This window comes from Tatumella sp. UBA2305 (genome assembly GCF_002345795.1).
GTDB lineage: Bacteria > Pseudomonadota > Gammaproteobacteria > Enterobacterales > Enterobacteriaceae > Tatumella > Tatumella morbirosei.
Genome location: NZ_DDVT01000001.1, coordinates 51165 through 77006, shown reverse-complemented (window position 1 = coordinate 77006; position 25842 = coordinate 51165). Strand labels below are relative to the sequence as shown.

26 protein-coding genes are annotated in these 25842 nt (G+C 50.9%); 23 read left to right on the top strand and 3 right to left on the bottom strand.

The genetic code is table 11. The features are described from left to right. Nucleotides 1-109: 109 nt before the first annotated feature. From trmJ to sseB, 11 genes are all read left to right on the top strand, one after another. On the top strand, nt 110-850 hold the full coding sequence (trmJ, locus tag B3Z23_RS00400; RefSeq protein WP_294899968.1) for a tRNA (cytosine(32)/uridine(32)-2'-O)-methyltransferase TrmJ: 741 nt from the start codon (nt 110-112) through the stop codon (nt 848-850). A 145-nt stretch (nt 851-995) separates the two neighbouring features. Further along, nucleotides 996-1496 (top strand): Fe-S cluster assembly transcriptional regulator IscR, encoded by a 501-nt coding sequence (iscR, locus tag B3Z23_RS00395; RefSeq protein WP_038022199.1) that lies wholly within the window; start codon nt 996-998, stop codon nt 1494-1496. Between the two features lie 84 nt (nt 1497-1580). Then, on the top strand, nt 1581-2795 hold the full coding sequence (locus tag B3Z23_RS00390) for an IscS subfamily cysteine desulfurase (RefSeq protein ID WP_038022197.1): 1215 nt from the start codon (nt 1581-1583) through the stop codon (nt 2793-2795). Nucleotides 2796-2816: 21 nt separating this feature from the next. Beyond that, nucleotides 2817-3203, top strand: a complete 387-nt coding sequence (iscU, locus tag B3Z23_RS00385) for a Fe-S cluster assembly scaffold IscU (protein WP_038022194.1) — start codon at nt 2817-2819, stop codon at nt 3201-3203. A gap of 13 nt (nt 3204-3216) precedes the next feature. Continuing rightward, the gene (iscA, locus tag B3Z23_RS00380; protein WP_038022191.1) at nt 3217-3540 is read left to right on the top strand and encodes an iron-sulfur cluster assembly protein IscA; all 324 of its coding nucleotides are present in this window, start codon (nt 3217-3219) and stop codon (nt 3538-3540) included. A gap of 76 nt (nt 3541-3616) precedes the next feature. Then, nucleotides 3617-4132 (top strand): co-chaperone HscB, encoded by a 516-nt coding sequence (gene hscB / locus B3Z23_RS00375; protein WP_038022752.1) that lies wholly within the window; start codon nt 3617-3619, stop codon nt 4130-4132. A 14-nt stretch (nt 4133-4146) separates the two neighbouring features. Continuing rightward, nucleotides 4147-5997, top strand: coding sequence for a Fe-S protein assembly chaperone HscA (hscA, locus tag B3Z23_RS00370; protein ID WP_294899956.1), 1851 nt, complete (start codon nt 4147-4149; stop codon nt 5995-5997). Nucleotides 5998-5999: 2 nt separating this feature from the next. Next, the gene (gene fdx / locus B3Z23_RS00365; protein ID WP_087489291.1) at nt 6000-6335 is read left to right on the top strand and encodes an ISC system 2Fe-2S type ferredoxin; all 336 of its coding nucleotides are present in this window, start codon (nt 6000-6002) and stop codon (nt 6333-6335) included. 54 nt (nt 6336-6389) lie between these two features. Then, nucleotides 6390-6590: a Fe-S cluster assembly protein IscX gene (gene iscX, locus B3Z23_RS00360; protein ID WP_294899952.1), complete on the top strand. Its 201-nt coding sequence runs from the start codon at nt 6390-6392 to the stop codon at nt 6588-6590. An 18-nt stretch (nt 6591-6608) separates the two neighbouring features. Continuing rightward, the gene (pepB, locus tag B3Z23_RS00355; RefSeq protein WP_294899950.1) at nt 6609-7895 is read left to right on the top strand and encodes an aminopeptidase PepB; all 1287 of its coding nucleotides are present in this window, start codon (nt 6609-6611) and stop codon (nt 7893-7895) included. 62 nt (nt 7896-7957) lie between these two features. Continuing rightward, nucleotides 7958-8731, top strand: coding sequence for an enhanced serine sensitivity protein SseB (gene sseB / locus B3Z23_RS00350; RefSeq protein ID WP_294899948.1), 774 nt, complete (start codon nt 7958-7960; stop codon nt 8729-8731). Nucleotides 8732-8765: 34 nt separating this feature from the next. Here sseB and sseA read toward each other — a convergent pair whose 3' ends face one another. Further along, nucleotides 8766-9608, bottom strand: coding sequence for a 3-mercaptopyruvate sulfurtransferase (gene sseA / locus B3Z23_RS00345; RefSeq protein ID WP_294899945.1), 843 nt, complete (start codon nt 9606-9608; stop codon nt 8766-8768). A 341-nt stretch (nt 9609-9949) separates the two neighbouring features. Between sseA and ndk the strand changes: the two genes are divergently transcribed. From ndk to B3Z23_RS00295, 10 genes are all read left to right on the top strand, one after another. Beyond that, nucleotides 9950-10381, top strand: coding sequence for a nucleoside-diphosphate kinase (gene ndk, locus B3Z23_RS00340; protein ID WP_294899943.1), 432 nt, complete (start codon nt 9950-9952; stop codon nt 10379-10381). A 190-nt stretch (nt 10382-10571) separates the two neighbouring features. Beyond that, nucleotides 10572-11738, top strand: a complete 1167-nt coding sequence (locus B3Z23_RS00335; protein WP_294899940.1) for a bifunctional tRNA (adenosine(37)-C2)-methyltransferase TrmG/ribosomal RNA large subunit methyltransferase RlmN — start codon at nt 10572-10574, stop codon at nt 11736-11738. A gap of 78 nt (nt 11739-11816) precedes the next feature. Further along, entirely contained in the window at nt 11817-12554 is a 738-nt protein-coding gene (pilW, locus tag B3Z23_RS00330) for a type IV pilus biogenesis/stability protein PilW (RefSeq protein WP_294899937.1), read from the top strand. Next, nucleotides 12544-13569 (top strand): cytoskeleton protein RodZ, encoded by a 1026-nt coding sequence (gene rodZ, locus B3Z23_RS00325; RefSeq protein WP_294899933.1) that lies wholly within the window; start codon nt 12544-12546, stop codon nt 13567-13569. The genes pilW and rodZ overlap by 11 nt, the downstream gene beginning before the upstream one ends. 33 nt (nt 13570-13602) lie before the next feature. Next, a complete protein-coding gene (ispG, locus tag B3Z23_RS00320) occupies nt 13603-14724 on the top strand; it encodes a flavodoxin-dependent (E)-4-hydroxy-3-methylbut-2-enyl-diphosphate synthase (RefSeq protein ID WP_294899929.1) in 1122 nt (373 codons plus the stop codon). Between the two features lie 106 nt (nt 14725-14830). After that, nucleotides 14831-16105 (top strand): histidine--tRNA ligase, encoded by a 1275-nt coding sequence (gene hisS / locus B3Z23_RS00315; RefSeq protein ID WP_294899926.1) that lies wholly within the window; start codon nt 14831-14833, stop codon nt 16103-16105. A gap of 39 nt (nt 16106-16144) precedes the next feature. Next, a complete protein-coding gene (locus tag B3Z23_RS00310) occupies nt 16145-16762 on the top strand; it encodes a YfgM family protein (RefSeq protein ID WP_294899923.1) in 618 nt (205 codons plus the stop codon). A gap of 19 nt (nt 16763-16781) precedes the next feature. After that, nucleotides 16782-17963, top strand: coding sequence for an outer membrane protein assembly factor BamB (gene bamB / locus B3Z23_RS00305; RefSeq protein WP_038022164.1), 1182 nt, complete (start codon nt 16782-16784; stop codon nt 17961-17963). A 174-nt stretch (nt 17964-18137) separates the two neighbouring features. Then, the gene (gene der, locus B3Z23_RS00300) at nt 18138-19625 is read left to right on the top strand and encodes a ribosome biogenesis GTPase Der (protein WP_294899918.1); all 1488 of its coding nucleotides are present in this window, start codon (nt 18138-18140) and stop codon (nt 19623-19625) included. A gap of 50 nt (nt 19626-19675) precedes the next feature. Then, complete coding sequence (locus tag B3Z23_RS00295; RefSeq protein WP_294899914.1) at nt 19676-19903, top strand: zinc ribbon domain-containing protein; 228 nt, start codon at nt 19676-19678, stop codon at nt 19901-19903. A 14-nt stretch (nt 19904-19917) separates the two neighbouring features. On the opposite strand, the gene B3Z23_RS00290 is transcribed toward B3Z23_RS00295, so the two are convergent. After that, entirely contained in the window at nt 19918-20802 is an 885-nt protein-coding gene (locus tag B3Z23_RS00290) for an AraC family transcriptional regulator (protein WP_294899911.1), read from the bottom strand. An 89-nt stretch (nt 20803-20891) separates the two neighbouring features. Beyond that, the gene (gene xseA, locus B3Z23_RS00285; RefSeq protein ID WP_294899908.1) at nt 20892-22286 is read right to left on the bottom strand and encodes an exodeoxyribonuclease VII large subunit; all 1395 of its coding nucleotides are present in this window, start codon (nt 22284-22286) and stop codon (nt 20892-20894) included. Nucleotides 22287-22445: 159 nt separating this feature from the next. Here xseA and guaB point away from each other — a divergent pair, with 159 nt between their 5' ends. Together guaB and guaA are read left to right on the top strand one after the other, a co-directional pair. Further along, the gene (gene guaB / locus B3Z23_RS00280; protein ID WP_294899905.1) at nt 22446-23912 is read left to right on the top strand and encodes an IMP dehydrogenase; all 1467 of its coding nucleotides are present in this window, start codon (nt 22446-22448) and stop codon (nt 23910-23912) included. 66 nt (nt 23913-23978) lie between these two features. Further along, nucleotides 23979-25559 (top strand): glutamine-hydrolyzing GMP synthase, encoded by a 1581-nt coding sequence (guaA, locus tag B3Z23_RS00275; protein ID WP_294899902.1) that lies wholly within the window; start codon nt 23979-23981, stop codon nt 25557-25559. Nucleotides 25560-25842 lie beyond the last annotated feature (283 nt).

Genomic DNA, 25842 nt, shown 5'->3' with positions numbered 1-25842 from the left:
CCACTGGATGTTAAAGAACGAAAAAACGCGGAGAAGTATAGCAGCCTGTTCAGATAATGTCTCTTTTTATGTTAGTATCCTTCCATCATTTTAAGAGCGGCCTCCAATTATGTTGCAGAATATTCGTATCGTCCTGGTGGAAACATCGCACACCGGGAATATGGGCTCAGTTGCCCGTGCCATGAAAACTATGGGCCTCTCCAGCCTCTATCTGGTTAATCCCCTGATTAAGCCAGATTCTCAGGCCATATCTCTCGCGGCCGGTGCCAGCGACTTAATTGGTAATGCCAGCATTGTAGACTCACTGGATGAAGCGATTTCCGGTTGTAGTCTGGTGGTTGGGACCAGTGCTCGCTCACGTTCTTTACCGTGGCCAATGCTCGATGCCAGAGAATGTGGTGTAAAGAGTGTTGAAGAAGGCCAGCAGGCTCCGGTGGCATTAGTATTTGGCCGTGAACGTGTCGGTCTGACCAACGAAGAACTGCAAAAATGTCACTACCATGTTGCTATCCCTGCTAACCCTGAATACAGCTCATTAAATCTGGCGATGGCCGTACAGCTGATTGCTTATGAAGTGCGGATGGCTTGGCTACAGGCTGAAGCAGCTAAAACACCGGCTCCGGTTTACGCAGAATCTCCGTATCCGCTGGTGGATGACCTGGAACGTTTCTATGTCCATCTGGAAAACATGATGCTGACCAGTGGGTTTGTGCGTAAGGATCAACCGGGGCAGGTGATGAGCAAATTGCGTCGTCTGTTTACCCGTGCCCGTCCGGAGCGCGATGAGTTGAATATATTACGGGGTATGCTGGCTTCCTTCGAAAAACACGAGCCGAAAAACCGCGGGTAATCGCGCCCGGTGGCAGCACGTGCGGTTAAATACCTGAGTAATTTACCCGGTTAAATAGTTGACCAAATTACTCAGGAATGTCAGACTGAGCTTATCAACTTTATTAACACTCCGGTAACCGGATACTGATCGAGGTCGTATAACGATGAGACTGACATCCAAAGGACGTTATGCTGTCACTGCCATGCTGGATGTGGCACTTCATTCCAATGAAGGCCCGGTACCTCTGGCCGATATTTCTGAGCGTCAGGGGATTTCGCTCTCTTATCTTGAGCAGTTATTTTCCCGCTTGCGCAAAAATGGGCTGGTATCCAGTGTTCGTGGACCTGGTGGCGGATATTTGCTGGGTAAAGATGCCGGCCAGATTGCCGTAGGCACAGTGATTACTGCGGTGGATGAATCTGTCGATGCGACCCGTTGTCAGGGTAAAGAAGGCTGTCAGGGCGGTGAACGCTGCCTTACTCACGTATTGTGGCGTGATTTAAGTGACAGAATCAGTGAGTTTCTGAATAATATCACCCTCGCTGAATTGGTGAATAATCAGGAAATTCTTGAGGTAGCGGATCGTCAGAATAATGATAACCGACGTTTCCTTGACCCACGCCTGCAATCAGCCATTGACGTCAAGCTGCGTGCTTACAACTAGAGACTATGGCGTTTTTTGCCTGCGTAATATCTTCGCCATAATATAAATTATTAGCATTGAAGTGATGTACGGAGTTTAAGAGCAATGAAATTACCAATTTATCTGGATTACTCTGCAACCACGCCGGCTGATCCGCGTGTTGCCGAGAAGATGATGCAGTATCTGACTCTGGACGGGGTGTTTGGTAACCCCGCTTCCCGTTCACACCGTTTCGGCTGGCAGTCAGAGGAAGCGGTAGATATTGCACGTAATCAGATTGCAGACCTGGTCGGGGCTGATCCCCGCGAGATAGTGTTTACCTCGGGTGCGACCGAAGCTGATAACCTGGCGATTAAAGGTGCAGCTCAGTTCTATCAGAAAAAGGGTAAGCACATCATTACCTGTAAAACCGAACATAAAGCGGTGCTGGATACCTGCCGTCAGCTGGAAAGAGAAGGGTTTGACGTCACTTATCTGACACCTCAGACTAACGGTATTATTGATCTGGCTGTCCTGAGAGATGCGATTCGTGAAGATACGATCCTTATCTCTATCATGCATGTCAATAATGAGATTGGTGTGGTTCAGGATATTGCGACTATCGGTGAGATTTGCCGTGAACGCGGAATTATTTTCCACGTTGATGCCACTCAGAGCGTAGGTAAACTGCCTATCGATCTGAGTAAATTAAAAGTCGATTTAATGTCTTTCTCGGCACACAAGTTGTATGGCCCGAAAGGTATTGGTGCACTGTATGTCCGCCGTAAACCCCGTGTACGTCTGGAAGCTCAGATGCACGGTGGTGGTCATGAGCGTGGTATGCGTTCAGGCACACTGGCCGTTCATCAAATCGTTGGTATGGGTGAAGCATACCGTATCGCGAAAGAGGAGATGGACACTGAGATGGCTCGTCTGCGCCGTCTGCGTGACCGTCTGTGGGATGGCGTGAAAGATATGGAAGAGGTTTACCTTAACGGTGATCTCGAAAATGGCGCACCCAATATCGTCAACATCAGCTTTAACTACGTTGAAGGTGAGTCGCTGATTATGGCCCTGAAAGATCTGGCCGTATCTTCTGGTTCAGCCTGTACGTCTGCGAGTCTGGAGCCGTCATACGTACTGCGTGCTCTGGGTATGAACGATGAACTGGCCCACAGCTCAATTCGTTTCTCTTTAGGACGTTTTACTACTGAAGAAGAGATCGACTACGCCATCAATCTGGTGCGCAATTCTATCGGCCGGCTGCGTGACCTTTCTCCGTTGTGGGAAATGTTTAAAGCAGGTATCGATTTGAACAGCATCGAATGGGCGCATCACTAACAGTCTTCAGGAGAATATAAAATGGCTTACAGCGAAAAAGTAATTGATCACTACGAAAATCCCCGCAACGTGGGTTCTTTTGACAATGCTGACCCGACTATCGGTAGTGGCATGGTCGGTGCACCTGCCTGTGGTGACGTGATGAAACTGCAGATCAAAGTCAGCGATAACGGTATCATCGAAGATGCGCGTTTCAAAACTTACGGTTGTGGCTCAGCGATCGCTTCCAGTTCACTGATTACCGAGTGGGTAAAAGGTAAATCTCTGGATGAAGCACAAAGCATTTCGAACATGCAAATTGCCGAAGAACTGGAATTACCCCCGGTAAAAATCCACTGTTCTATTCTGGCTGAAGATGCGATTAAAGCAGCAATTGCTGACTATAAGAGCAAAAAGACTGATAAGTAAGCGAGGGTGAGAGATGTCGATTTCCCTGAGCGATTCCGCTGCTGCGCGTGTCAGTAGTTTTCTGGCAAACCGTGGTTCAGGTTATGGGTTACGGTTGGGCGTAAGAACATCAGGCTGTTCTGGGATGGCCTATGTGCTTGAGTTTGTGGATGAACCACAGCCTGAAGATACTGTGTTTGAGCAGAAGGGCGTCAGAGTCGTGGTCGATGGCAAAAGCCTCGTTTATCTGGATGGTACAGAGCTGGATTTTGTGAAAGAAGGCCTGAATGAAGGCTTTAAATTCAACAATCCTAACGTGAAAGATGAGTGCGGTTGCGGCGAGAGTTTCAACGTATAATTTCTGTGTCATACACTGAACATCTGCCCCAGCCTGCTGGGGCGTTTTTTTTATTTTTCTCAGATTCGGGCCGGTTATGAATTATTTTACCCTGTTTGATTTGCCAGAATCCTTTGATATTGATACTGCGGTGCTGGCAGACAGGTTCCAGACACTGCAGCGTCAGTATCATCCTGACAAGTTTGCGACCTCACCGGAAGCAGAGCGGCTTAAAGCGTTACAACACGCGGCCACTATCAATCAGGGCTATCAGGCCCTGCGCCAGCCACTCTCCCGGGCAGAATATCTGTTGTCTCTGCATGGGTTCGATATTAATAACGAACAGCATACCGTACGTGATACGGCTTTTCTGATGGAGCAACTGGAGTTGCGGGAAGAGCTGGAAAATATTGAGCAGCAGAAAAATAGTGATGCACTGGCATCGTACTTCAGTCGCCTGAATGATATGGAACAGCAGCGGAGTCAGCAAATGCGGCAGTTATTTGTTCAGCAGCAGTGGCCGGAAGCGGCAGACACCGTGCGTAAGCTAAGATTTCTCTTCAGATTGCGTGTCGAAGCAGAAAAGCTGGAAGAGAAACTGCTGGATTTTTAAACGGGAAGCTCGTTATGGCGTTATTACAAATCAGTGAACCAGGATTAAGTGCAGCCCCTCACCAGCGTAAGCTGGCTGCAGGTATTGACCTTGGTACGACCCATTCTTTAGTAGCGACTGTCCGGAGCGGACAGGCAGAGACTTTGCCGGATGAACAGGGGCGTCAATTATTGCCTTCTGTGGTGAGTTACCAGCCGGGGCAGGTGATCACCGGCTGGGATGCCCGTGCGCAAGCTGCTTCTGATCCACAACATACCTTCAGTTCAGTAAAACGTCTGATTGGTCGCTCGCTGGCCGATATCCAACAGCGTTATCCGCACCTCCCTTACCAGTTCAGGGCCAGTGAAAATGGTCTGCCGATGATGGAAACTCCCTCCGGATTGGTCAATCCGATTCAGGTGTCGGCAGATATTTTGTCGGAGCTGGCGGTCCGGGCCCGGGAATCGTTAGGGGGTGAACTGGAGGGTGTGGTCATCACAGTACCAGCCTATTTCGATGATGCTCAGCGTCAGGGAACCAAAGATGCTGCACGGCTTGCAGGTCTTAATGTACTGCGTCTGCTAAATGAACCGACAGCGGCGGCTGTTGCCTACGGACTTGACTCCGGGCAGGAAGGGGTGATTGCGGTTTATGATTTAGGTGGCGGGACCTTTGATATCTCGATACTGCGTCTTAGCCGCGGAGTGTTCGAAGTTCTGGCCACCGGTGGAGATTCTGCCCTGGGGGGTGATGATTTCGATCAGCTACTGGCCGAATGGATCTGTCGCGAAGCCGGTATTACTGATCTGAGTGATCGCAAATTACAGCGACAGATCCTGGATATTGCCACCGCCACAAAAATTGCCCTCAGTGAACACGAGAGCACTTCTGTTGTTGTGGGCGACTGGCAGGGAACGGTCAGCCGTGAACAGTTGACGGCGCTTATTGCACCACTGGTCAAACGGACATTAATCGCCTGTCGCCGCACCTTAAAAGATGCCGGTGTCAGCGTTGATGAAGTCAAAGAAGTTGTCATGGTTGGAGGCTCAACAAGAACACCGGCTGTGCGTAACAGCGTGGGCGAGTTCTTTGCCCGTCAGCCGCTGACCTCGATAGACCCCGATAAAGTGGTCGCCTTAGGGGCGGCCATTCAGGCTGATATTCTGGTGGGTAATAAGCCAGACAGTGAGATGTTGCTACTGGATGTCATTCCACTGTCACTGGGACTCGAGACCATGGGGGGACTGACAGAGAAAGTGATTCCCCGCAATACCACGATCCCGGTGGCACGTGCTCAGGAATTTACCACCTTTAAAGATGCCCAGACAGCCATGAGTATTCACGTGGTTCAGGGCGAGCGTGAACTGGTCAGTGACTGCCGTTCACTGGCTCGTTTCGCACTGCGGGGTCTGCCACCGCTACCTGCGGGCGGCGCACATATCCGTGTGACTTTCCAGGTCGATGCTGATGGTTTGTTAAGCGTTACGGCAATGGAAAAATCAACCGGCGTTGAAGCTTCTATCCAGGTAAAACCGTCCTATGGTCTGACTGAGAATGAGATAGCGACGATGATCACGGATTCAATGACATATGCTCGTGATGATGTGGCGGCCCGGAAACTGGCAGAACAAAAAGTGGATGGCCTGCGGGTGCTGGAAAGCCTCGACGGTGCACTTAAAGAAGACAGCGCATTACTTTCTGCGGATGAGCTGCAGCAAATTCGCGATGCTCAGGACAGCCTGAGGGTTGCTGTGGAAGGTAATGACGAGGCACTGATAGCTGCCGGAATTAAATTATTGGATCAAGTGACTCAGGAGTTTGCCGCACGCCGGATGGATAACTCAATTCGTCGGGCACTGACCGGACACTCTGTGGATGAGGTTTAAGTATGCCTAAAATTGTAATTTTACCCCATAAAGACCTGCTGCCTGAAGGCGGAGTCTACGATGCAGCCCCTGGTGAAACTATTCTGGATGTTGCATTACGCAACGGGATTGAAGTGGAACATGCCTGTGAAAAGTCATGTGCCTGCACGACCTGTCATTGCGTAGTTCGTGAAGGATTCGATTCGCTGGCAGAAAGCACCGACGATGAAGATGATATGCTGGATAAAGCCTGGGGGCTTGAACCGGACAGTCGCCTGAGTTGCCAGGCACGCGTTGCCGATGAAGATTTAGTCGTGGAATTCCCTCGCTATACCCTGAACCACGCACGCGAACATTAATTTTTATTCCTGTGGGCCGGAAATTTCCGGCCCTTTTTTGTCAGAGGAAGCAAAATGTCAATTAAATGGACCGACAGCCGTACCATCGGCGAAGCACTTTACGATCTCTATCCGGATACTGATCCTAAAACAGTCCGCTTTACCGACTTACACCGGTGGGTTTGTGAACTGGAAGATTTTGATGATAATCCGGAAGCTTCTAATGAAAAAATCCTCGAAGCAATTCTGTTAGTCTGGATGGATGAGTACGAATAACGATTAAGGAGTGATTTCATGACCACACAACATATGCAGATCAGACTCAGCCAGCAGGCCGCTGATGCCCGCTGGGGAGAAAAAGCCATTATTTCCAGTGCTGATCAAGGGATGACTATTCACCTTTCTTCAGGAAATGAGTTGCAGGTTATCCAGCGTGCTGCACACAGAATTGATGGTCAGGGGATCCGTTCGGTTGAGCTTGCCGGAGAACACTGGGATCTTGAGCGTTGCTGGGCATTCTGGCAGGGTTTCCGTTCACCTAAAGCCCACCGTGAAGTCCAGTGGCCGGCGTTAAGCGATAATGATAAACAGGAATTCCAAAACCGGCTGAAGATAGTTGACTGGGTTCGCGATGTTATCAATTTACCGGCAGAAGAGCTGGGGCCGGAAGAACTGGCAGGCGCCGCCATTGATCTGCTGACCGGGGTGGGGGGGGATGCAGTGAAGTACCGCATCACCAAAGGCGAAGACCTGCGCGAACAAGGTTACAATGGACTGCATATCGTCGGCCGCGGTTCAACCCGTCCACCGGTATTATTGACCCTGGATTTCAATCCGTCAGGTGATGACGCCGAACCGGTAGATATCTGCCTGGTCGGTAAAGGGATCACTTTCGATACCGGAGGTTACAGCCTGAAAGGCAGTAACTTTATGGATTCGATGAAATCTGATATGGGGGGGGCGGCTACGCTGACCGGGGCACTGGCACTGGCTATTAGCCGTGGCCTGAAGAAACGTGTAAAGCTAATCCTTTGCTGTGCAGACAATATGGTCAGCGGCGGTGCATTACGGCTGGGTGATATTATCCGTTACCGTAACGGTAAATCAGTTGAAGTCATGAATACCGATGCGGAGGGTCGACTGGTGCTGGCTGACGGACTGATTGACGCCAGCGCTCAAAAGCCGCGCTTACTGATTGACGCTGCAACGCTGACCGGTGCGGCCAAAACGGCACTGGGTAATGATTATCATGCCTTGTTCAGCTTTGATGACCAACTGGCCGCTAAGTTGATGAGTAGTGCAGAAACCGAAGGTGAACAGTTCTGGCGTTTACCACTGGCTGAATTCCACCGTCAGCATCTGCCATCAAACTTCGCTGATTTGAACAATATTGCCAGCCCGGCACATTCTGCCGGAGCAAGTAGTGCGGCGGCTTTCCTCTCCTGGTTTGTCGAAGATTATCAGCAAGGCTGGCTGCATATTGACTGCTCTGCCACTTACCGTAAAAGTGCCGTTGACCAGTGGTCAGCCGGTGCGACGGGGCTGGGTGTGCGTACTCTGGCTAACCTGTTACTGAAATAATTTCGCGGTCAGTTATTTTTGGGCAGACTTTGGTCTGCCCTTATTTTTCGGGCAGGTCACAAATGCAGATATCACTTGAAGATCTACTGAGTAAAGCGGCTACTGAGCCGGCTCATCGTCCTGAGTTTTTTCAGCGACTGTTGGAATCTGAAGTCTGGACGGCCGGCAGCCAGTCTGCCGGTGAAACAGAAAACAGTGCCAGTTATGACCTGGAACACTGGGAAAAAGATGACGGGCAGTCGGTTATTCCGTTCTTTACTTCGGAAGCGGCATTTATAGAAGCGGCAGGTGAAAACAAGCCACGACTGAAACTGAGCGCCAGAGCATTGTTTGAAATGACCCGCGGTGAAACACTGTTCCTGAACCCGAAACTCAGCAGTGGTAAAGAGTTTACTGCGGCAGAAATCCGTGCTCTGCTCAGTGGCGCGGGGAATGCACTCAGTGAGTTCAGCGTTCCGGACCACGGGCAGACCTTGTTGCTGTCGGCAGTAGAACAGCCTCCGGCCCAGCTGGTTTCGTCGTTAAAACAGTTGTTTGGTAAATACAAACCGGTACGCAGAGCATTTCTTGCCTGGTGTCGTGAAAGTGCTGAGCAGGAAGGTAATCTGCTGATTGGTATTGAAGCAAGTGCAGATCTGCAGGAAATCATTCAGGCAGCCGGGCATGTTGCGATAGATACTCTGCCGGATGATGCACTGATTGATTTTTGTGAAGTGAATGAGCAGGCGTCAGGTGTCAGTCACTTCTTCATCGCCCATATTGAGCCTTTTTACCAGCGTCCACACGGTAGTTTTCTGCGCGGGCTGGATTTGAAAGGTGGACAGCGTATTCTTTAATGTTTCCGGGGGAGTCTCCCCCGGAATATTTGTGTTACAGCACGCCCGGCAAATCGTCGCGACTTCCCCATTCTCCCCAGGAACCGTCATATAGCGCGGCATCGTTATTTCCCAACTGAGACAGTGCTGCTAAAAGGACCACGGCGGTAACTCCTGAACCACAACTGGCTATCACCGGTTGGCTGATGTCCACCCCGGCTGCACGGAATACTTCACGTAACTTCTCATCATCGAGTAACCGCCCGTCAGCCACCAGGTCAGTCCAGGGAACATTCCGGCTGCCAGGAATATGACCACGCCTCAGACCCGGACGGGGTTCATCCACCTCGGCATTAAAGCGGGCCGCTGAGCGGGCATCAATAATCTGAGCTCCTCCTTCATGGCTGGTCAGCAGGACATCATTTAACCGTTTAACCTGCCCCGGCTGAGGATGGGCTTCGAAATTCCCGTCCTCCAGTGACGGATTTCCCGTTTCTGTGGGTAATCCGGCCGCTTTCCAGGCCTGCAATCCGCCAGCCAGTATAGAGACCTGTGCTACACCGAAATGGCGCAGCATCCACCAGGCACGTGGTGCAGAAAACAGGTTCCCCTCATCGTAAACTACCAGATGCTTATCACTGTCGACCCCCAGTTCACGCATAGCGACCGCAAAGGCCTCGGGACGTGGCAGCATATGTGGGAAAGGACTGCTGTGGTCTGATAACGCCTCAATATCAAAAAAGGGGGCGCCAGGAAGATGCCCGGCCAGATACTCACTGGTGATATTTCGGGTCAGTTCCTGGCCGGGAGGCAGCATTCTGGCATCGAGAATTTGCAGTTGTTCATCGTGCTGATGGGCGGACAGCCAGTCGGTAGTGACAAAAAGTGCCGGATTCATAGCCTCTCCTGTGCAATTGCGTTTTTTTGAGTGTCGGTGATTTTACCGGTCAGCTCAAGATCTCCTGGTGAAAAAGAGGGGGAGGTGATGTGTCGTACGTCAGGTCAGACCGTGCCTGACTACCGGTGGGGCAAAAATGGTTATGAATTGCTCACCATTTTGCGATTCTGCGGCCCGTCTCAGGATTTTTTCAAAAAAAATGCGATTTACCATAGGCAATGGCGGCGCAGACCCCTATAATTTGCGCCGTTTCTTCGCCGGAATGGTTATTTCGTACACTGTTTTTCAGTCGGCTTTAACTGTTCGGGTGATTTATTGTGGAAGTTCAGACTGAGGTCAAAATGACAATCGAACGTACGTTTTCTATTATCAAGCCAAACGCAGTTGCTAAAAACGTGATTGGTGCTATCTATAACCGTTTTGAAAGCGCTGGCTTCAAAATTGTTGCTGCAAAAATGCTGCACCTGACCAAAGAGCAGGCTGAAGGTTTCTATGCAGAACACAAAGGCCGTCCTTTCTTTGATGGTCTGGTAGAATTCATGACTTCAGGTCCGGTTGTTGTTTCTGTTCTGGAAGGCGAAAATGCCGTTCAGCGTCACCGTGATCTGATGGGTGCAACTAACCCTGATAACGCTCTGGCGGGTACTTTACGCGCCGACTACGCTGACAGCTTCACCGAAAACGCAACTCACGGTTCTGATTCCGAGGAATCAGCGGCACGTGAAATTGCTTACTTCTTCGCTGAAGGTGAAGTTTGCCCGCGTACCCGTTAATCTGTCCCTGCGGGCCGTTACTGTAAATAAACAGTGACAAAATAGTCAGTAAACGGGGCGACCCTGAATGGCATCCCGCAACAGATAATGTACAATGAGCACCCCTGCAGATCGTTCTGCGGGGGTGTTCCTTTTTAACTGTCTACCTATAACCGTGCCATAACGTGTAACAACGAGGCCAGAGATTATTATGTCCGAACCTGCAGCAACTCCTGTATCCGTCACGCCTGTCGCCGCGTCGCCAAAAGCCAAAATCAATCTGCTGGATTTAAACCGCCAGCAAATGCGTGAATTTTTCCTTCAGCTCGGGGAAAAACCGTTTCGTGCCGATCAGGTCATGAAGTGGATTTATCACTATTGCAGTGATGACTTTGAGCAAATGACCGACATTAATAAAGTCCTGCGGCAGAAACTGAGCCAGGTGGCCGAAATTCGTGCGCCTGAAGTCGCTGAAGAGATGCGTTCTTCTGATGGCACTATCAAGTGGGCTATCCGTGTCGGTGATCAGTTAGTTGAAACGGTGTATATCCCTGAAAATGATCGCGCGACCTTGTGTGTTTCATCTCAGGTGGGTTGTGCGCTGGAGTGTAAATTCTGTTCCACTGCACAACAGGGCTTTAACCGTAACCTGCGGGTTTCTGAAATCATCGGACAGGTCTGGCGCGCCGCCAAAATCATCGGTGCGGCCAAAGTGACGGGGCAGCGTCCTATCACTAATGTGGTGATGATGGGAATGGGTGAACCATTGCTGAACCTGAACAATGTGGTTCCGGCGATGGAGATTATGCTGGATGACTTTGGATTTGGCCTGTCAAAACGCCGTGTAACGCTTTCTACCTCCGGTGTGGTTCCGGCGCTGGATAAACTGGGCGATATGATAGATGTCGCCCTGGCGATTTCGCTGCATGCCCCAAATGACGCATTACGTGATGATATTGTACCGATCAACAAAAAGTACAATATCGAAACTTTTCTGCAGTCAGTTAAGCGCTACATGGAAAAGTCGAATGCCAATCAGGGCCGTGTCACCGTTGAATATGTGATGTTGGATCATGTGAATGACAGTACAGATCATGCGCATCAACTGGCGGAAGTATTGAAAAATACGCCATGTAAAATCAACCTGATTCCATGGAACCCCTTCCCGGGAGCACCTTATGGCCGCAGTTCTAACAGCCGGGTAGATCGTTTTTCTAAAGTACTGATGGATTATGGGTTTACCACCATCGTACGCAAAACCCGTGGTGATGATATTGATGCAGCCTGTGGACAGTTAGCCGGAGATGTTATCGATCGGACTAAGCGTACCCTGCGCAAAAAAGCTGCCGGTGAAGAAATCTCTGTGAAGGCTGTCTAAGCTTAAACCATCAGCACATTCCCTCAGCCTTCAGACTGTGTGAGTCTTCCTGCTCAATGGACGAGCAGGAGACAGGGAATGTCACTACAATCATGGATGATATACGCGCTGGTAGTATTACTTACCGTGAGTGGTTGCCGAAGTTTCCCGCCACCACGCGCTTCCGAAGCACGTTTGCAACTGGGGCTACACTATCTGCTGGCGAAGGATTACGCCGCTGCCGAACGTCATTTGCAGCGCGCGCGACAGAATGCCCCCGCCGATTACCGGCCGGTTTTAGCATTGGCCAGACTTTATCAGACCCGGGGGCATGATGAGATGGCCGCAGTCTGTTACACTCAGGCAGAGAAAATGGCGCCGGAAAATGGCTATGTGCTTAATAATTACGGTGCGTTTCTCTGTGCTTTAGGGCAGTATGATAAGGCCCGTCCCCGATTTGCGCGGGCGATGCGGGCGACAGAATCCGGCAGCAGGACTCAGGCTCTGCTATCCTCAGGGTTCTGTTTGCTGGATGCAGGAAAAACTGCACTGGCGGCTGAAAGGCTGATTACCGCTATCATGGATGACAGTTCCGCTGCAGCAACAGTGCTGGCAGAAGCAGGACAGCGGCTGGAGCAGCAGAAGTACGCGGATACAAGATTTTTGGCCGATATTTATCACCAGCAACGTTCTGCTACTGCAGAAAGTTTATGGTTAGAGATTCTTTACGCCGCGCGACAACAGGCTACCGCTGATGTGAAACGTTACGGTGACCAGTTAGCGCGGAATTATCCACTTTCGATACAGTACCAGCGTTATTTAGCTAATGAATACTGAAGCCACCCAAGAAAAATCTGCAGTCCAGTCCACAGGTGAACGCCTGCGTATCGCCCGTGAAGCAAAAGGACTGACGCAGCAGAATGTTGCAGAACGTCTTTGCCTGAAAGTGTCCACGGTACGCGATATCGAGGAGGATAAGTCACCGACTGATTTGGCGGCGACCTTCCTGCGCGGATATATCCGCTCTTATGCACGGCTGGTTAACGTACCGGAAGATGATATTTTGCCTATGCTGTCAAAGCAGGCCCCGGTTCGCTCAGCCAAAATCACCCCGATGCATAACATCTCACTGGGGAGCAGTAGCCGGCGTAAAAAGCGTGACGGGATGCTGACAACCTTTACTGTACTGGTCATCCTGGTGGTTATCGGTCTGACCGTGGCATGGTGGTGGCAGAACCACAAAGCTTCCCAGGCGGATATGGCTGCGATGACCAGTTCAGCTGCCGATAACTCTGCCGGGGGGAATGAGCAGTCTATTCCGCTATCTACAGGAGATGCTGACAGTTCGCCGACAGAGAGCCAGTCGGCCCCGGTCAGTACCGATACTACTCCGGCTGTGAACAGTGTTGCTCCGTCAGCCTCTGCCGATGCTGCGACCACGCAGCCAGCATCACAGCCTGCGGCCGTTTCTCCGTCCCGGACGTCATTGCCTGCGACTGGCAGTACTGCGGACCAGACTGCAGCCGCAGCCGGTGCCGGTACCCCGGCGACAGCAACTGTGGATAGCCAGCCAGCGCCGGAAACAGCGGCTCCCGCACCCGCCAGTCCGGATGCCGTTGTCATGAATTTTAACGCGGATTGCTGGCTGGAAGTTACTGATGCAACAGGTAAAAAACTGTTCAGTGGCTTACAGCACAAAGGGGGGACGCTTAATCTGAGTGGCAAAACCCCATACCGGTTAAAAATTGGTGCACCGGCGGCTGTTTCTGTTCAGTTCCGCGGCCAGCCAGTAGATTTAAGTCGTTTTATTCGTACAAACCAGGTCGCCCGCCTGACGATTGGTGCACAGTAACGTGCCGTCTCAGGGGACTTGTGGAGAAAAAATATGCATAACCAGGCTCCAATAAACCGTCGTAAATCTACCCGGATTTATGTTGGTAAGGTGCCAGTCGGCGACGGAGCGCCTATTGCCGTCCAGTCGATGACGAATACCCGAACTACAGATGTTGACGCAACCGTTGCACAGATTAAATCGCTGGAGCGGGTGGGGGCAGATATTGTTCGTGTTTCTGTACCTACGATGGATGCGGCCGAAGCCTTCCGGTTGATTAAACAGCGTGTCAGTGTGCCTCTGGTGGCTGACATTCATTTTGACTACCGGATTGCCCTGAAAGTCGCAGAATACGGGGTGGACTGTTTACGAATTAACCCCGGTAATATCGGTAATAATGAGCGTATCCGCCAGGTCGTAGATTGTGCCCGCGACCACAATATTCCTATTCGTATCGGAGTGAATGCAGGCTCCCTGGAGAAAGATCTCCAGGAAAAATACGGTGAACCTACTCCGCAGGCGCTGCTGGAATCAGCAATGCGTCATGTGGATCACCTGGACCGCCTGAATTTCGATCAGTTTAAAGTCAGTGTTAAAGCTTCTGATGTGTTCCTCGCCGTTGAATCTTACCGTTTGTTGGCTAAAAAGATTGATCAACCACTTCACCTTGGGATCACCGAAGCCGGGGGAGCCCGTGCCGGTTCGGTAAAATCTGCCATCGGCCTGGGACTGCTGTTATCAGAAGGGATTGGCGATACGTTGCGTATTTCACTGGCAGCCGATCCGGTAGAAGAAATTAAAGTTGGTTTTGATATTCTTAAATCACTGCGTATTCGTGCGCGTGGTATCAACTTTATTGCCTGTCCGACCTGTTCGCGCCAGGAGTTTGATGTCATTGGTACAGTAAATGCGCTGGAACAGCGCCTTGAAGACATCATTACCCCAATGGATGTCTCGATTATCGGTTGCGTGGTTAATGGCCCGGGTGAAGCTACGGTGTCTACCCTGGGAGTGACCGGCGGTAGTAAAAAAAGCGGCTTCTACGAAGACGGTGTCCGTCAGCGAGAGAGGCTGGATAATGCCGATATGATTGAACAGCTTGAAGCACGGATTCGCGCGAAAGCCTCGATGCTGGATGAAAACCACCGCATCGATGTCCGTCAGGTTGAGAAATAAGGGATATGCATTCCGTGAAGGGTGCATTGTTAACGATTGTTCCTGTGCGGTATCAGCCTCATAAGGTATGATGCCGGACAGGTTTTTTGTTTTAAGAGATTTTGACGTGGCGAAGAATATCCAGGCTATCCGCGGAATGAACGATTATCTGCCAGCAGATACCGCACTTTGGCAACGTATTGAACAGGTCCTGAAACAGGTTCTGGCAGGCTATGGCTTCAGCGAAATCCGACTGCCTATAGTCGAACAAACTCCTCTTTTTAAGCGCGCCATCGGGGAAGTGACTGATGTGGTTGAAAAAGAGATGTATACCTTCGATGACCGTAATGGTGACAGCCTGACGCTGCGTCCTGAAGGGACGGCCGGTTGTGTCCGTGCCGGTATTGAACATGGTCTGTTGTACAATCAGGAACAGCGGTTATGGTATATCGGACCGATGTTCCGTTATGAGCGTCCACAGAAAGGGCGTTACCGTCAGTTTCACCAGATTGGTGCTGAGGTATTTGGTCTTAACGGACCGGACATTGATGCTGAATTGATCATGATGACCGCCCGTTGGTGGAAAGCTCTGGGGATTGCTGAACATGTTCGCCTGGAACTGAACTCTATTGGTTCATTAGAAGCCCGCGCAAATTATCGTGACGCCCTGGTGGCATTCCTCGAGCAGCATAAAGATGCACTCGATGATGATTGTAAGCGTCGGATGTATACCAACCCGTTACGGGTACTGGACAGTAAAAACCAGGAGATCCAGCAACTGCTGAATGATGCACCACAGCTGGGAGATTACCTGGATCCTGAATCACGCGAACATTTTGCCGGCCTGTGCAGTCTGCTGGACGATGTTGGGATAAGCTATACCGTGAATCAGCGTCTGGTGCGTGGACTGGATTATTATAACCGTACAGTGTTTGAATGGGTCACCAACAGCCTGGGTTCTCAGGGCACAGTCTGTGCCGGTGGACGGTATGATGGCCTGGTGGAACAACTGGGTGGCCGGGCCACTCCCGCAGTCGGTTTTGCGATGGGTCTGGAGCGGCTGGTACTTTTAGTTCAGGCAGTTAACCCGGAATTTGAACCGACCCGTAAAGTTGATGTCTATGTTATCGCTTCCGGCGCCGGTGTACAGTCAGCCGCCATGCAGCTGGCCGAAAGTCTGCGTGATGCCATCCCGGAATTAAAACTGATGACCAATTTTGGTGGCGGCAACTTCAAAAAACAGTTTGCCCGTGCGGACAAGTGGGGTGCCAGACTGGCCCTGGTGCTGGGTGAAGATGAAGTTAAAAATAACCAGGTGGTTATCAAGGATCTGCGTTCCGGAGACCAGCAAACGGTACCCCGGAATGACATATCCGGCGTTTTACTGTCTGCGTTGCAGTAACTGACGGATATTTTTAAGCTTTTACAGGAGTAGGATTGCGTGGAAGTTTACAGCAATGAACATGAGCAGACTGATGCTCTCAAACACTTTTTTGCCAACAATGGTAAAGCTCTGGCTGCAGGAATAGTGATTGGTATCGCTGCTCTGGGGGGCTGGCGCTATTGGGTCAGCCACCAGGAAAATACTGCTCTGGAAAATTCTGCCCGCTACCAGCAACTGACAGAGGCAATGAAGGCTGATAAACCTGAAACTCTGGAGGCTGTTTCAGCTTTCGTGAGTCAGACTCATGGCTCTTACGGTGCATTAGCGGCGATGGACTTAGCGAAGGTTTATGTTGATGCAGGCCAGACTGATAAAGCCGCCCAACAGCTCCAACAGGGAATTAAAGATACAGAGGATGCTAACCTCCGGGCGGTGATGAGTCTTCGCCTGGCACGTCTGCAGTTACAGCAGAAGCAGGCTGATGACGCTCTGAAAACCCTGGACAGCGTGAAAGGCGACAGCTGGACAGCGATGGCGGCGGATATTCGCGGTGATGCATTGCTGAGTAAAGGCGATAGCCAGGGTGCCCGTGCAGCCTGGAGTAAAGGTATTGATTCTGATGCTTCACCTGCGCTGAAACAGATGATGCAGATGAAATTGAATAATTTAAGCTAAGACTGTAAAGAGAGAGCGCATGGAATTACGTAAATACCTGCTGCCGGGACTGTTTTCAGTCACTTTGCTCAGCGGTTGTTCGCTATTCAGTGGCGAAGAAGATGCAGTTAAAATGTCTCCACTGCCTACAGTGGTAAACCAGTTTAACCCGACGCAGGTCTGGGATAAGTCGGTCGGTGACGGTGTGGGTGATTTCTACTCTAATTTGCATCCGGCCTGGCAGGACAATGTTGTCTATGCGGCAGATCGTTTCGGTATTGTAGAAGCGCTGGATGCGAATACCGGTAAGCAAAAATGGAAGGTCGACCTTTCCACCAAAACCGGGTTCTTCTCTTCAAATCTGTCAGCAATGCTGTCCGGTGGTATCACCGTACAGGGCGACTTACTGTATATCGGTAGTGAGCACGGTGAAGTGTTTGCGCTGAATACTAAAGACGGTTCAGTCGCATGGCGTACTCAGGTGTCCGGTGAAGCGGTATCACATCCGGTAGTCAGCGACGGTCTGGTGTTGATTCATACCAGCAATGGTATTCTGCAGGCTCTGGACCAGACCACCGGTGCCAGCAAGTGGGTGGTTAACCTTGATATACCGGCTCTGTCCCTGCGCGGTGAGTCAGCTCCGGCAGTCGCCTACGGTGGTGCCATTGTCGGGGGGGATAACGGCCGTGTCAGCGCGGTAATCATGAACCAGGGCCAGATGATTTGGCAGCAACGTATCTCCCAGCCAAGCGGCGCCACGGAGATCGATCGTCTGAGTGACGTTGATACTACTCCGGTAATTGTTAACGGTGTGGTTTATGTGCTGGCTTATAATGGTGATTTGTCAGCCCTGGATCTGCGTTCAGGCCAGATTCAGTGGAAACGTGACATCGGCGGTGTTAAAAACCTGCTGGTGGATAATGGCCGGATTTACCTGGTCGACCAGGATGACCGTGTAGATGCGCTTAATACTGATGGTGGTGTTGAAATCTGGCGTCAGAGTGGTCTGCTGCACCGTAATCTGACCTCACCGGTACTGTTTGACGGATATCTGGTGGTTGGCGATGGTGAAGGTTACCTGCACTGGATGAACACTCAGGATGGCCGCTTTGTTGCTCAGCAGAAAGTAGATAAATCCGGCTTCCAGACTCAGCCTATCGTTGCCGGGGATAAACTGATTATCCAGGCGAAGAAGGGTGAGGTGTACGCCTTTAAACGCTGAGTAACCGGCAAAAGTACGGGTTAAAATAACCTGCTAATGACGGCTCCTGTGATACAGGGGCCGTTTCGTTTTTCTTCGGCCTGTAGATTTTCCGGGGAATAGCCTGAACTCTGCACAACTAATCGTTATAATCATCCGATTCGGTCGAAATATTTTTTGTAATGAGGCTTTATTATGGTACCTGTGGTCGCGCTTGTTGGACGCCCCAATGTAGGAAAATCCACTCTTTTTAACCGTTTAACGCGCACCCGTGATGCGCTTGTGGCGGATTTCCCTGGTCTGACTCGTGATCGTAAGTACGGACGCGCCGAGGTTGAAGGTCAGGAATATATTGTCATTGATACCGGGGGTATCGACGGCATGGAGGACGGTGTTGAAACCCGCATGGCAGCTCAGTCGCTGATGGCCATCGAAGAAGCGGATATTGTGCTATTTCTGGTGGATGCGCGTGCCGGGGTCATGCCTGCGGATGAACAGATAGCACAGCACCTGCGGACCCGTCAGAAGCCTACCTTTCTGGTCGCCAACAAAACCGACGGTATGGACCCCACCAATGCGGTGCTGGATTTTTACTCACTGGGCATGGGCGAGATTCATCCCATTGCAGCAACACATGGCCGCGGTGTGCATAACCTGCTGGAAGCAGTGCTTGAACCGTGGATGGAAACGGAAGAGCCTGAAGAATTAACCGAAGAGCAGGAAAATGCGGCTTACTGGGCGGCCCTTGAAGCTGAAGAAAATGACAGCATCCCTGAAGACGAAGAAGACGATTTTGACCCGACGACTCTGCCGATCAAACTGGCAATTGTCGGACGGCCAAACGTCGGTAAATCCACCCTGACTAACCGTTTTCTGGGGGAAGACCGGGTCGTGGTTTACGATATGCCGGGTACCACCCGTGACAGCATCTATATTCCGATGGAACGTGATGAGCGGGAGTATGTGCTGATTGACACTGCCGGAGTTCGTAAACGCGGTAAAGTGACCGATACCGTCGAAAAGTTTTCGGTAATCAAAACACTGCAGGCGATTGAAGATGCCAACGTGGTGTTGCTGGTGATTGATGCCCATGAAGGCATCTCTGATCAGGATCTGTCTCTGCTGGGCTTTATCCTCAACAGCGGTCGTTCGCTGGTTATTGTGGTAAATAAATGGGATGGCTTGTCCCAGGAAATTAAAGAAGAAATTAAAGAAGCTCTCGACTACCGTCTTGGCTTTATTGATTTTGCCCGTGTGCACTTTATTTCTGCACTGCATGGCAGTGGTGTAGGTAATCTGTTCGAATCGATTACCGAGGCGTATGACAGCGCAACCCGCCGGGTAAACACCTCCATGCTGACCCGCATAATGAATATGGCGGCAGAAGATCATCAGCCGCCTCTGGTCCGTGGTCGCCGTGTGAAACTGAAATATGCTCACGCCGGCGGATATAACCCACCGATTGTGGTTATCCATGGTAATCAGGTTAAAGACCTGCCGGATTCGTATAAACGTTATCTGATGAACTATTTCCGTCGTTCACTGAATGTGATGGGAACGCCTATCCGAATTCAGTTTAAGGAAGGGGATAACCCGTATGCAGGCAAACGTAACCTGCTGACACCTACTCAGCAGCGTAAGCGTAAACGTCTGATGTCGCATCTGAAGAAAAATAAGCGATAATCCACAAAAGAGGGCTATGAAGCCCTCTTTTTTCATAAGGGAGACAGCTGATGAATTTGATTTGCAGCCATTGCCAGTCCGCGCTCACTGGTGAGCCGGATGATTTATATTGCCCGCAATGCCATGCCCGTTACCGGAATACTGCTTATTGTCCGGAATGCCAGGCAACACTTCAGGTACTCAAAGCTTGTGGTGCGGTAGATTTTTTCTGCCAGCAGCATGGAATGATCTCGTCTTCGAGAGTCAGGTGGCATCCGGAAGCCATCGGGAGTGAATAGCTCCGGCGATAAAGTCAGTCTTTAAGCGGCAAAAAGATATCGGTCACCAACTGATGTTCAGCGACTTCATGGATAAAGTTGTGGTAGTGAAACCACAGTGGAAAATCACGCAGGATTTCACCACTGCCTGGCAGCCAGTCACGGTACAGAGACTGTGCCAGTGCGGTTAGTCGCTCATGAGAACCCTGATGTCGCACAGTAGCACAGCGCCCGCCTGGAATAACGTTGTTCACGACACCAAAATCATTATCTTCAGGTATTGACGCAGAAACTTCACCGGCAATCATAAAACGGAACTGCTGTGGGTCACAGTTGTGTGGGTCATCCGGTGCAATACCAAAGGTCCGGCAGCGGCGCACTGGTGAATAGCCACTGGTTTTTCGCCAGGCGACAAACCGGCCAGCGGTCTGATGAATGGTTTCGGGTGATCCCTGATGAAGCAGCATAGCGACAGGGATATCAGGCACAGTAACAATAGCAATTTGCATCGTGGGTTCTCTTCTGATTTGTGGAGCGGCAGGCATCTGGCTATGCCATGACTGCCACTCTGGCTGGCGGCGAAACTCGCCCGGGGAGACACCAAATACCTGTTTAAAGGCACGGCTGAATGACTCTGCGTGAGTAAAACCCGTCTCCAGGGCGATATCGGTAATTTTTTGCTCAGGATTAAATGCCAGCCGGTATGAAGCATGCCGCAACCGCATTAGCTGAATATAACGGCCTGGCGGAATACCAATACAGGCCGTAAATTGCCGGTGAAAGTGGAATACGGAAAAATGAGCCACTTTACTGAGGTTATCAAGCAACAGAGGTTCACACAGATGACTGTCGATGTAGTCCAGCACCAGTGTGATTCGTTTTTGATAGTTAGCGGTATAACGTTGTTTGTCGGTCAGCATAGCATTCTCCTGTAGAGAAAGTATGCCGCCCTGTCATGAGGCTGTCCTGACCGATCTTGCTGGATTGCAGCCTGTTCGGTAAAGGAGCGTTACTGAGCGGCCGGGTCCGGTGAAGCTTTAGGGCGCTTTTTAGTGGCGCTGACAGGCTGAGTTGCCGTGACTTCACTCTCCACCCATCCATCATTAAGTCGGGTACGCAAAGTGTCACCGCGTTGTAACTGACGGGTGTTTTTAATCACCTCACCGTTGGCTTTGGTGGTGACACTGAATCCACGGGCTAGCGTGGCCAGCGGACTGGCAGTTTCCAGTTGTACAGCCAGTGAACCAAAGCGCTGCCGGTTATCATTCAGTTGCTGGCTGATAGCCTGCTGCAGGCGGTAACGTAGCTGAGCTAACTCCTGATTTGCCTGGTAAATCTGCGGTTCTGGCTGACGTCGTTGTAAACGTCGGGAGAGTTGCTCAAAGCGAAGGCTATTTTTTTGTAATTGCTGTTGCAATGCTGTCTGAAGCCGGCGCTGCTGTTCTGACAACAGGTTATGTTGTCTGGTTAAACGCAACTCTGGATGCTGCTGATTCAGGCGGTGCTGAAGTTGTGCAAAGCTACGCTGACGGCGGGCAAGATAAAAATCCATCGCCATTTCCATCTGTTGTTGCGCAGAGATCAATTGCCTCAGTAATTCAGTCTGGTTACGGCTAATCAATTCTGCCGCGGCAGATGGCGTCGGCGCCCGAAGGTCAGCAACAAAATCAGCGATAGTGACATCCGTTTCATGACCAACAGCACTGACCACCGGCAACCGGCTGGCAAAGATGGCCCTTGCGACCCGTTCATCATTGAAACACCATAAATCTTCCAGTGACCCGCCGCCACGGCCCACAATCAGTACATCACATTCCTGGCGCTGATTAGCCAGTTCGATCGCACGAACAATAGCAGGGACTGCATCATTACCCTGTACCGCAGTCGGATAAATAACGACCGGCAGAGAAGGGTCACGACGACGCAGCACCTGTAAAATATCATGCAGCGCAGCGCCACTGGCGGAGGTAATTACCCCGACCTGGCGAGCCGGAGAGGGCAGCGGTTGCTTATGCTCTGCGGCAAACAGTCCTTCAGCATCCAGGCGGGTTTTCAGTTCGGTAAACTGCTGTTGTAACAGGCCTTCGCCGGCAGGCTGCATGCTTTCAACAATCAGCTGATAATCGCCGCGCGGATCGTAGAGGGTGACTGAAGCCCGGACCAGCACCTGTTGACCGTTCTGCGGCCGAAAACTGACTCGTTGGTTACTGCTGCGAAACATAGCACTGCGAACCTGAGCATTGTCATCTTTCAGGGTGAAGTACCAGTGCCCTGACGAAGGCCGGGTAAAATTGGAAATTTCTGCAGTCAGCCAGATACGGCCCATTTCATGTTCCAGCAACTTTCGGACAGTGGCATTCAGACGGCTGACAGAGAAAATTGTGGCGTTTTCGTCGTGCAACATGTGATGAAGATCAAATAGTAAATCAGCGGGTTAATTAACCGATACTACAGTGACCATTGTAAGTATCAAGAGTTTTTTATAAAAAAAGCTGGAGGCAACCGCTTAGCCCCTGTATAATTCCGCTGCAATATTTTATCACTCCCAGGCCGAGATATTGCTATGCTAAGAATCATTAAAGAAGCCCTCACGTTTGACGATGTTTTACTCGTTCCTGCTCACTCTACCGTACTGCCGAATACTGCAGAGCTCGGTACGCAACTCACCAAAAATATCCGTCTGAATATCCCAATGGTTTCCGCTGCAATGGATACCGTGACCGAAGCCCGTCTGGCTATTGCGCTGGCACAGGAAGGCGGTATGGGCTTTATTCATAAAAACATGACGATTGAGCGCCAGGCTGAAGAAGTCCGCAAGGTGAAGAAATATGAAAGTGGTGTGGTCGTCGATCCACAGACCGTTCTGCCAACAACTTCACTGCAGGAAGTTAAACGTCTGACTGAAGCCAATGGTTTTGCCGGCTATCCGGTAGTAAATAGTGACAACGAGCTGGTGGGGATTATTACCGGCCGTGACGTGCGTTTTGTTACCGACCTGAACCAGCCTGTTTCTGCGGTAATGACCCCGAAAGAACGCCTGGTCACGGTTAAAGAGAGTGATTCACGCGAAGTCGTGCTGCAAAAAATGCACGAAAAACGTATCGAAAAAGCGCTGGTCGTCGATGACGCTTTCCACCTGCTGGGCATGATCACCGTAAAAGATTTCCAGAAAGCAGAACGTAAACCTAACGCCTGTAAAGATGCACATGGTCGTCTGCGGGTAGGTGCCGCTGTAGGAGCGGGTGCCGGCAATGAAGAGCGTGTAGATGCCCTGGTGGCTGCGGGCGTTGATGTGCTGCTGATTGACTCTTCTCACGGTCATTCTGAAGGTGTATTGCAACGTATCCGTGATACCCGTGCTAAATATCCAAACCTGGAAATTATAGGTGGTAACGTGGCTACCGCAGCCGGCGCTAAAGCCCTGGCTGAGGCGGGTGTCAGCGCGGTGAAAGTCGGGATTGGTCCTGGCTCTATCTGTACCACCCGTATTGTGACTGGTGTAGGTGTACCGCAGATTAGTGCAGTCTCTGACGCCGTTGAAGCGCTTGAAGGCACCGGAATTCCGGTGATTGCAGACGGCGGCATCCGTTTCTCTGGCGATATCGCGAAAGCTATTGCTGCCGGTGCTTCCTGTGTCATGGTAGGGTCAATGCTGGCGGGTACCGAGGAGTCTCCGGGCGAGATTGAACTGTATCAGGGGCGTTCGTTCAAATCTTACCGTGGTATGGGCTCGCTGGGTGCGATGTCTAAAGGATCTTCAGATCGTTACTTCCAGTCTGATAACGCAGCAGATAAACTGGTACCGGAAGGTATTGAAGGGCGTGTGGCTTATAAAGGCCGTATGAAAGAGATCATTCATCAGCAGATGGGTGGCCTGCGTTCATGCATGGGCCTGACCGGTTGCCAGACGATTAATGATCTGCGCACTAAAGCTGAATTTGTTCGTATCAGTGGTGCCGGTATTTCTGAAAGCCATGTGCATGATGTGACTATCACTAAAGAAGCTCCAAACTACCGCACCGGATCTTAATCTCTTCCTGTATCATGCGCCCGGCTCACCGTCGGGCGCTTTAATTTTTTTGCCTGGAAAACTGTAATGACGACGGAAAATATTCATAAGCACCGAATCCTGATCCTTGATTTTGGTTCTCAGTATACTCAGCTGGTTGCACGCCGTGTTCGTGAACTGGGTGTGTACTGTGAGCTGTGGGCATGGGATGTTACCGAAGAACAAATCCGCCAGTTTAATCCTAACGGCATCATCCTTTCCGGCGGACCGGAAAGTACTACCGAACTTAACAGTCCACGCGCTCCGGAATACGTGTTTACTGCCGGGGTTCCGGTACTGGGTGTCTGTTACGGAATGCAGACCATGGCAATGCAGCTGGGCGGGAAAGTTCAGGGATCTTCTGAGCGAGAATTCGGTTTCGCGCAGGTAGAAATTAAAGCGGAAAGTGCCCTGGTTAAAGATATTCAGGACAGCCTGAATACTGCCGGTGTACCTGTGCTGGATGTCTGGATGAGCCATGGCGATAAAGTGACTGCGATTCCTGACGATTTTGTCACTGTGGCCAGCACCGAAACCTGCCCGTTTGCCATTATGGCGAACGAAGAGAAGCGTTTTTACGGAGTACAGTTCCACCCGGAAGTGACCCATACCCGTCAGGGCATGCAGTTACTGCAACGTTTTGTGCTGGATATTTGTCAGTGTGAAGCGCTGTGGACCCCGGCAAAAATCATCGATGATGCGGTAGCGCGTCTGAGCGAGCAGGTCGGTGATGACCATGTGATCCTCGGTCTGTCGGGTGGTGTCGATTCCTCGGTCACTGCGTTATTACTGCACCGTGCTATCGGTTCACGCCTGACCTGTGTGTTTGTGGATAATGGTCTGTTACGTCTGAACGAAGCCGACCAGGTGATGGAAATGTTCGGTGACCAGTTTGGTCTGAACATCGTTCATGTAAATGCGGAAAACCGCTTCCTGGATGCGCTGGCAGGTATCGATGAACCTGAAGCTAAGCGTAAAACTATCGGCCGCGTATTTGTTGAAGTGTTCGACGAAGAAGCACTGAAACTGGACAATGTTAAATGGCTGGCCCAGGGTACCATCTACCCTGACGTTATTGAGTCTGCAGCCTCTGCTACCGGCAAAGCGCACGTGATTAAATCACACCACAACGTGGGCGGTCTGCCGAAAGAGATGAAAATGGGACTGGTTGAACCGCTGAAAGAGCTGTTCAAAGACGAAGTTCGCAAGATTGGTCTGGAACTCGGCCTGCCTTACGACATGCTGTATCGCCATCCGTTCCCGGGGCCAGGTCTGGGAGTGCGTGTTCTGGGTGAAGTGAAGAAAGAGTACTGTGATCTGCTGCGCCGTGCCGACGCCATCTTTATCGAAGAGCTGCATAAAGCTGACCTGTACAACAAAGTCAGCCAGGCCTTTACCGTGTTCCTGCCGGTTCGTTCAGTCGGTGTCATGGGCGATGGTCGTAAATACGACTGGGTGGTCTCGCTGCGTGCTGTTGAAACTATCGACTTTATGACCGCCCATTGGGCACACCTGCCGTATGACTTCCTCGGCCGTGTATCCAACCGCATCATCAATGAAGTGGATGGTATCTCCCGCGTCGTTTATGACATCAGCGGAAAACCACCAGCGACCATCGAGTGGGAATGATTCTCCGGCTAATCCGGTCTAATCAGTTCTGGTTATAATGTCATCTGAAGCCCCGCAATGTCGGGGCTTTCTTTATCATGAATTAACCGCTTTAATCAATCCAGACCCTAATTAATCACGTGTTTATTACGGTCTCAGATTTCAGAAATACTGTATTTGGATCAGTTACTGCCAGCCATATGATTTTTTTGCCGGTTTAATACTAAGTGATTCCCGATAAAATAAATCACTGATAGTCTTTTATTCCTTTAATCCAGGGGCTGGTTTAATAACATGCGGAGTG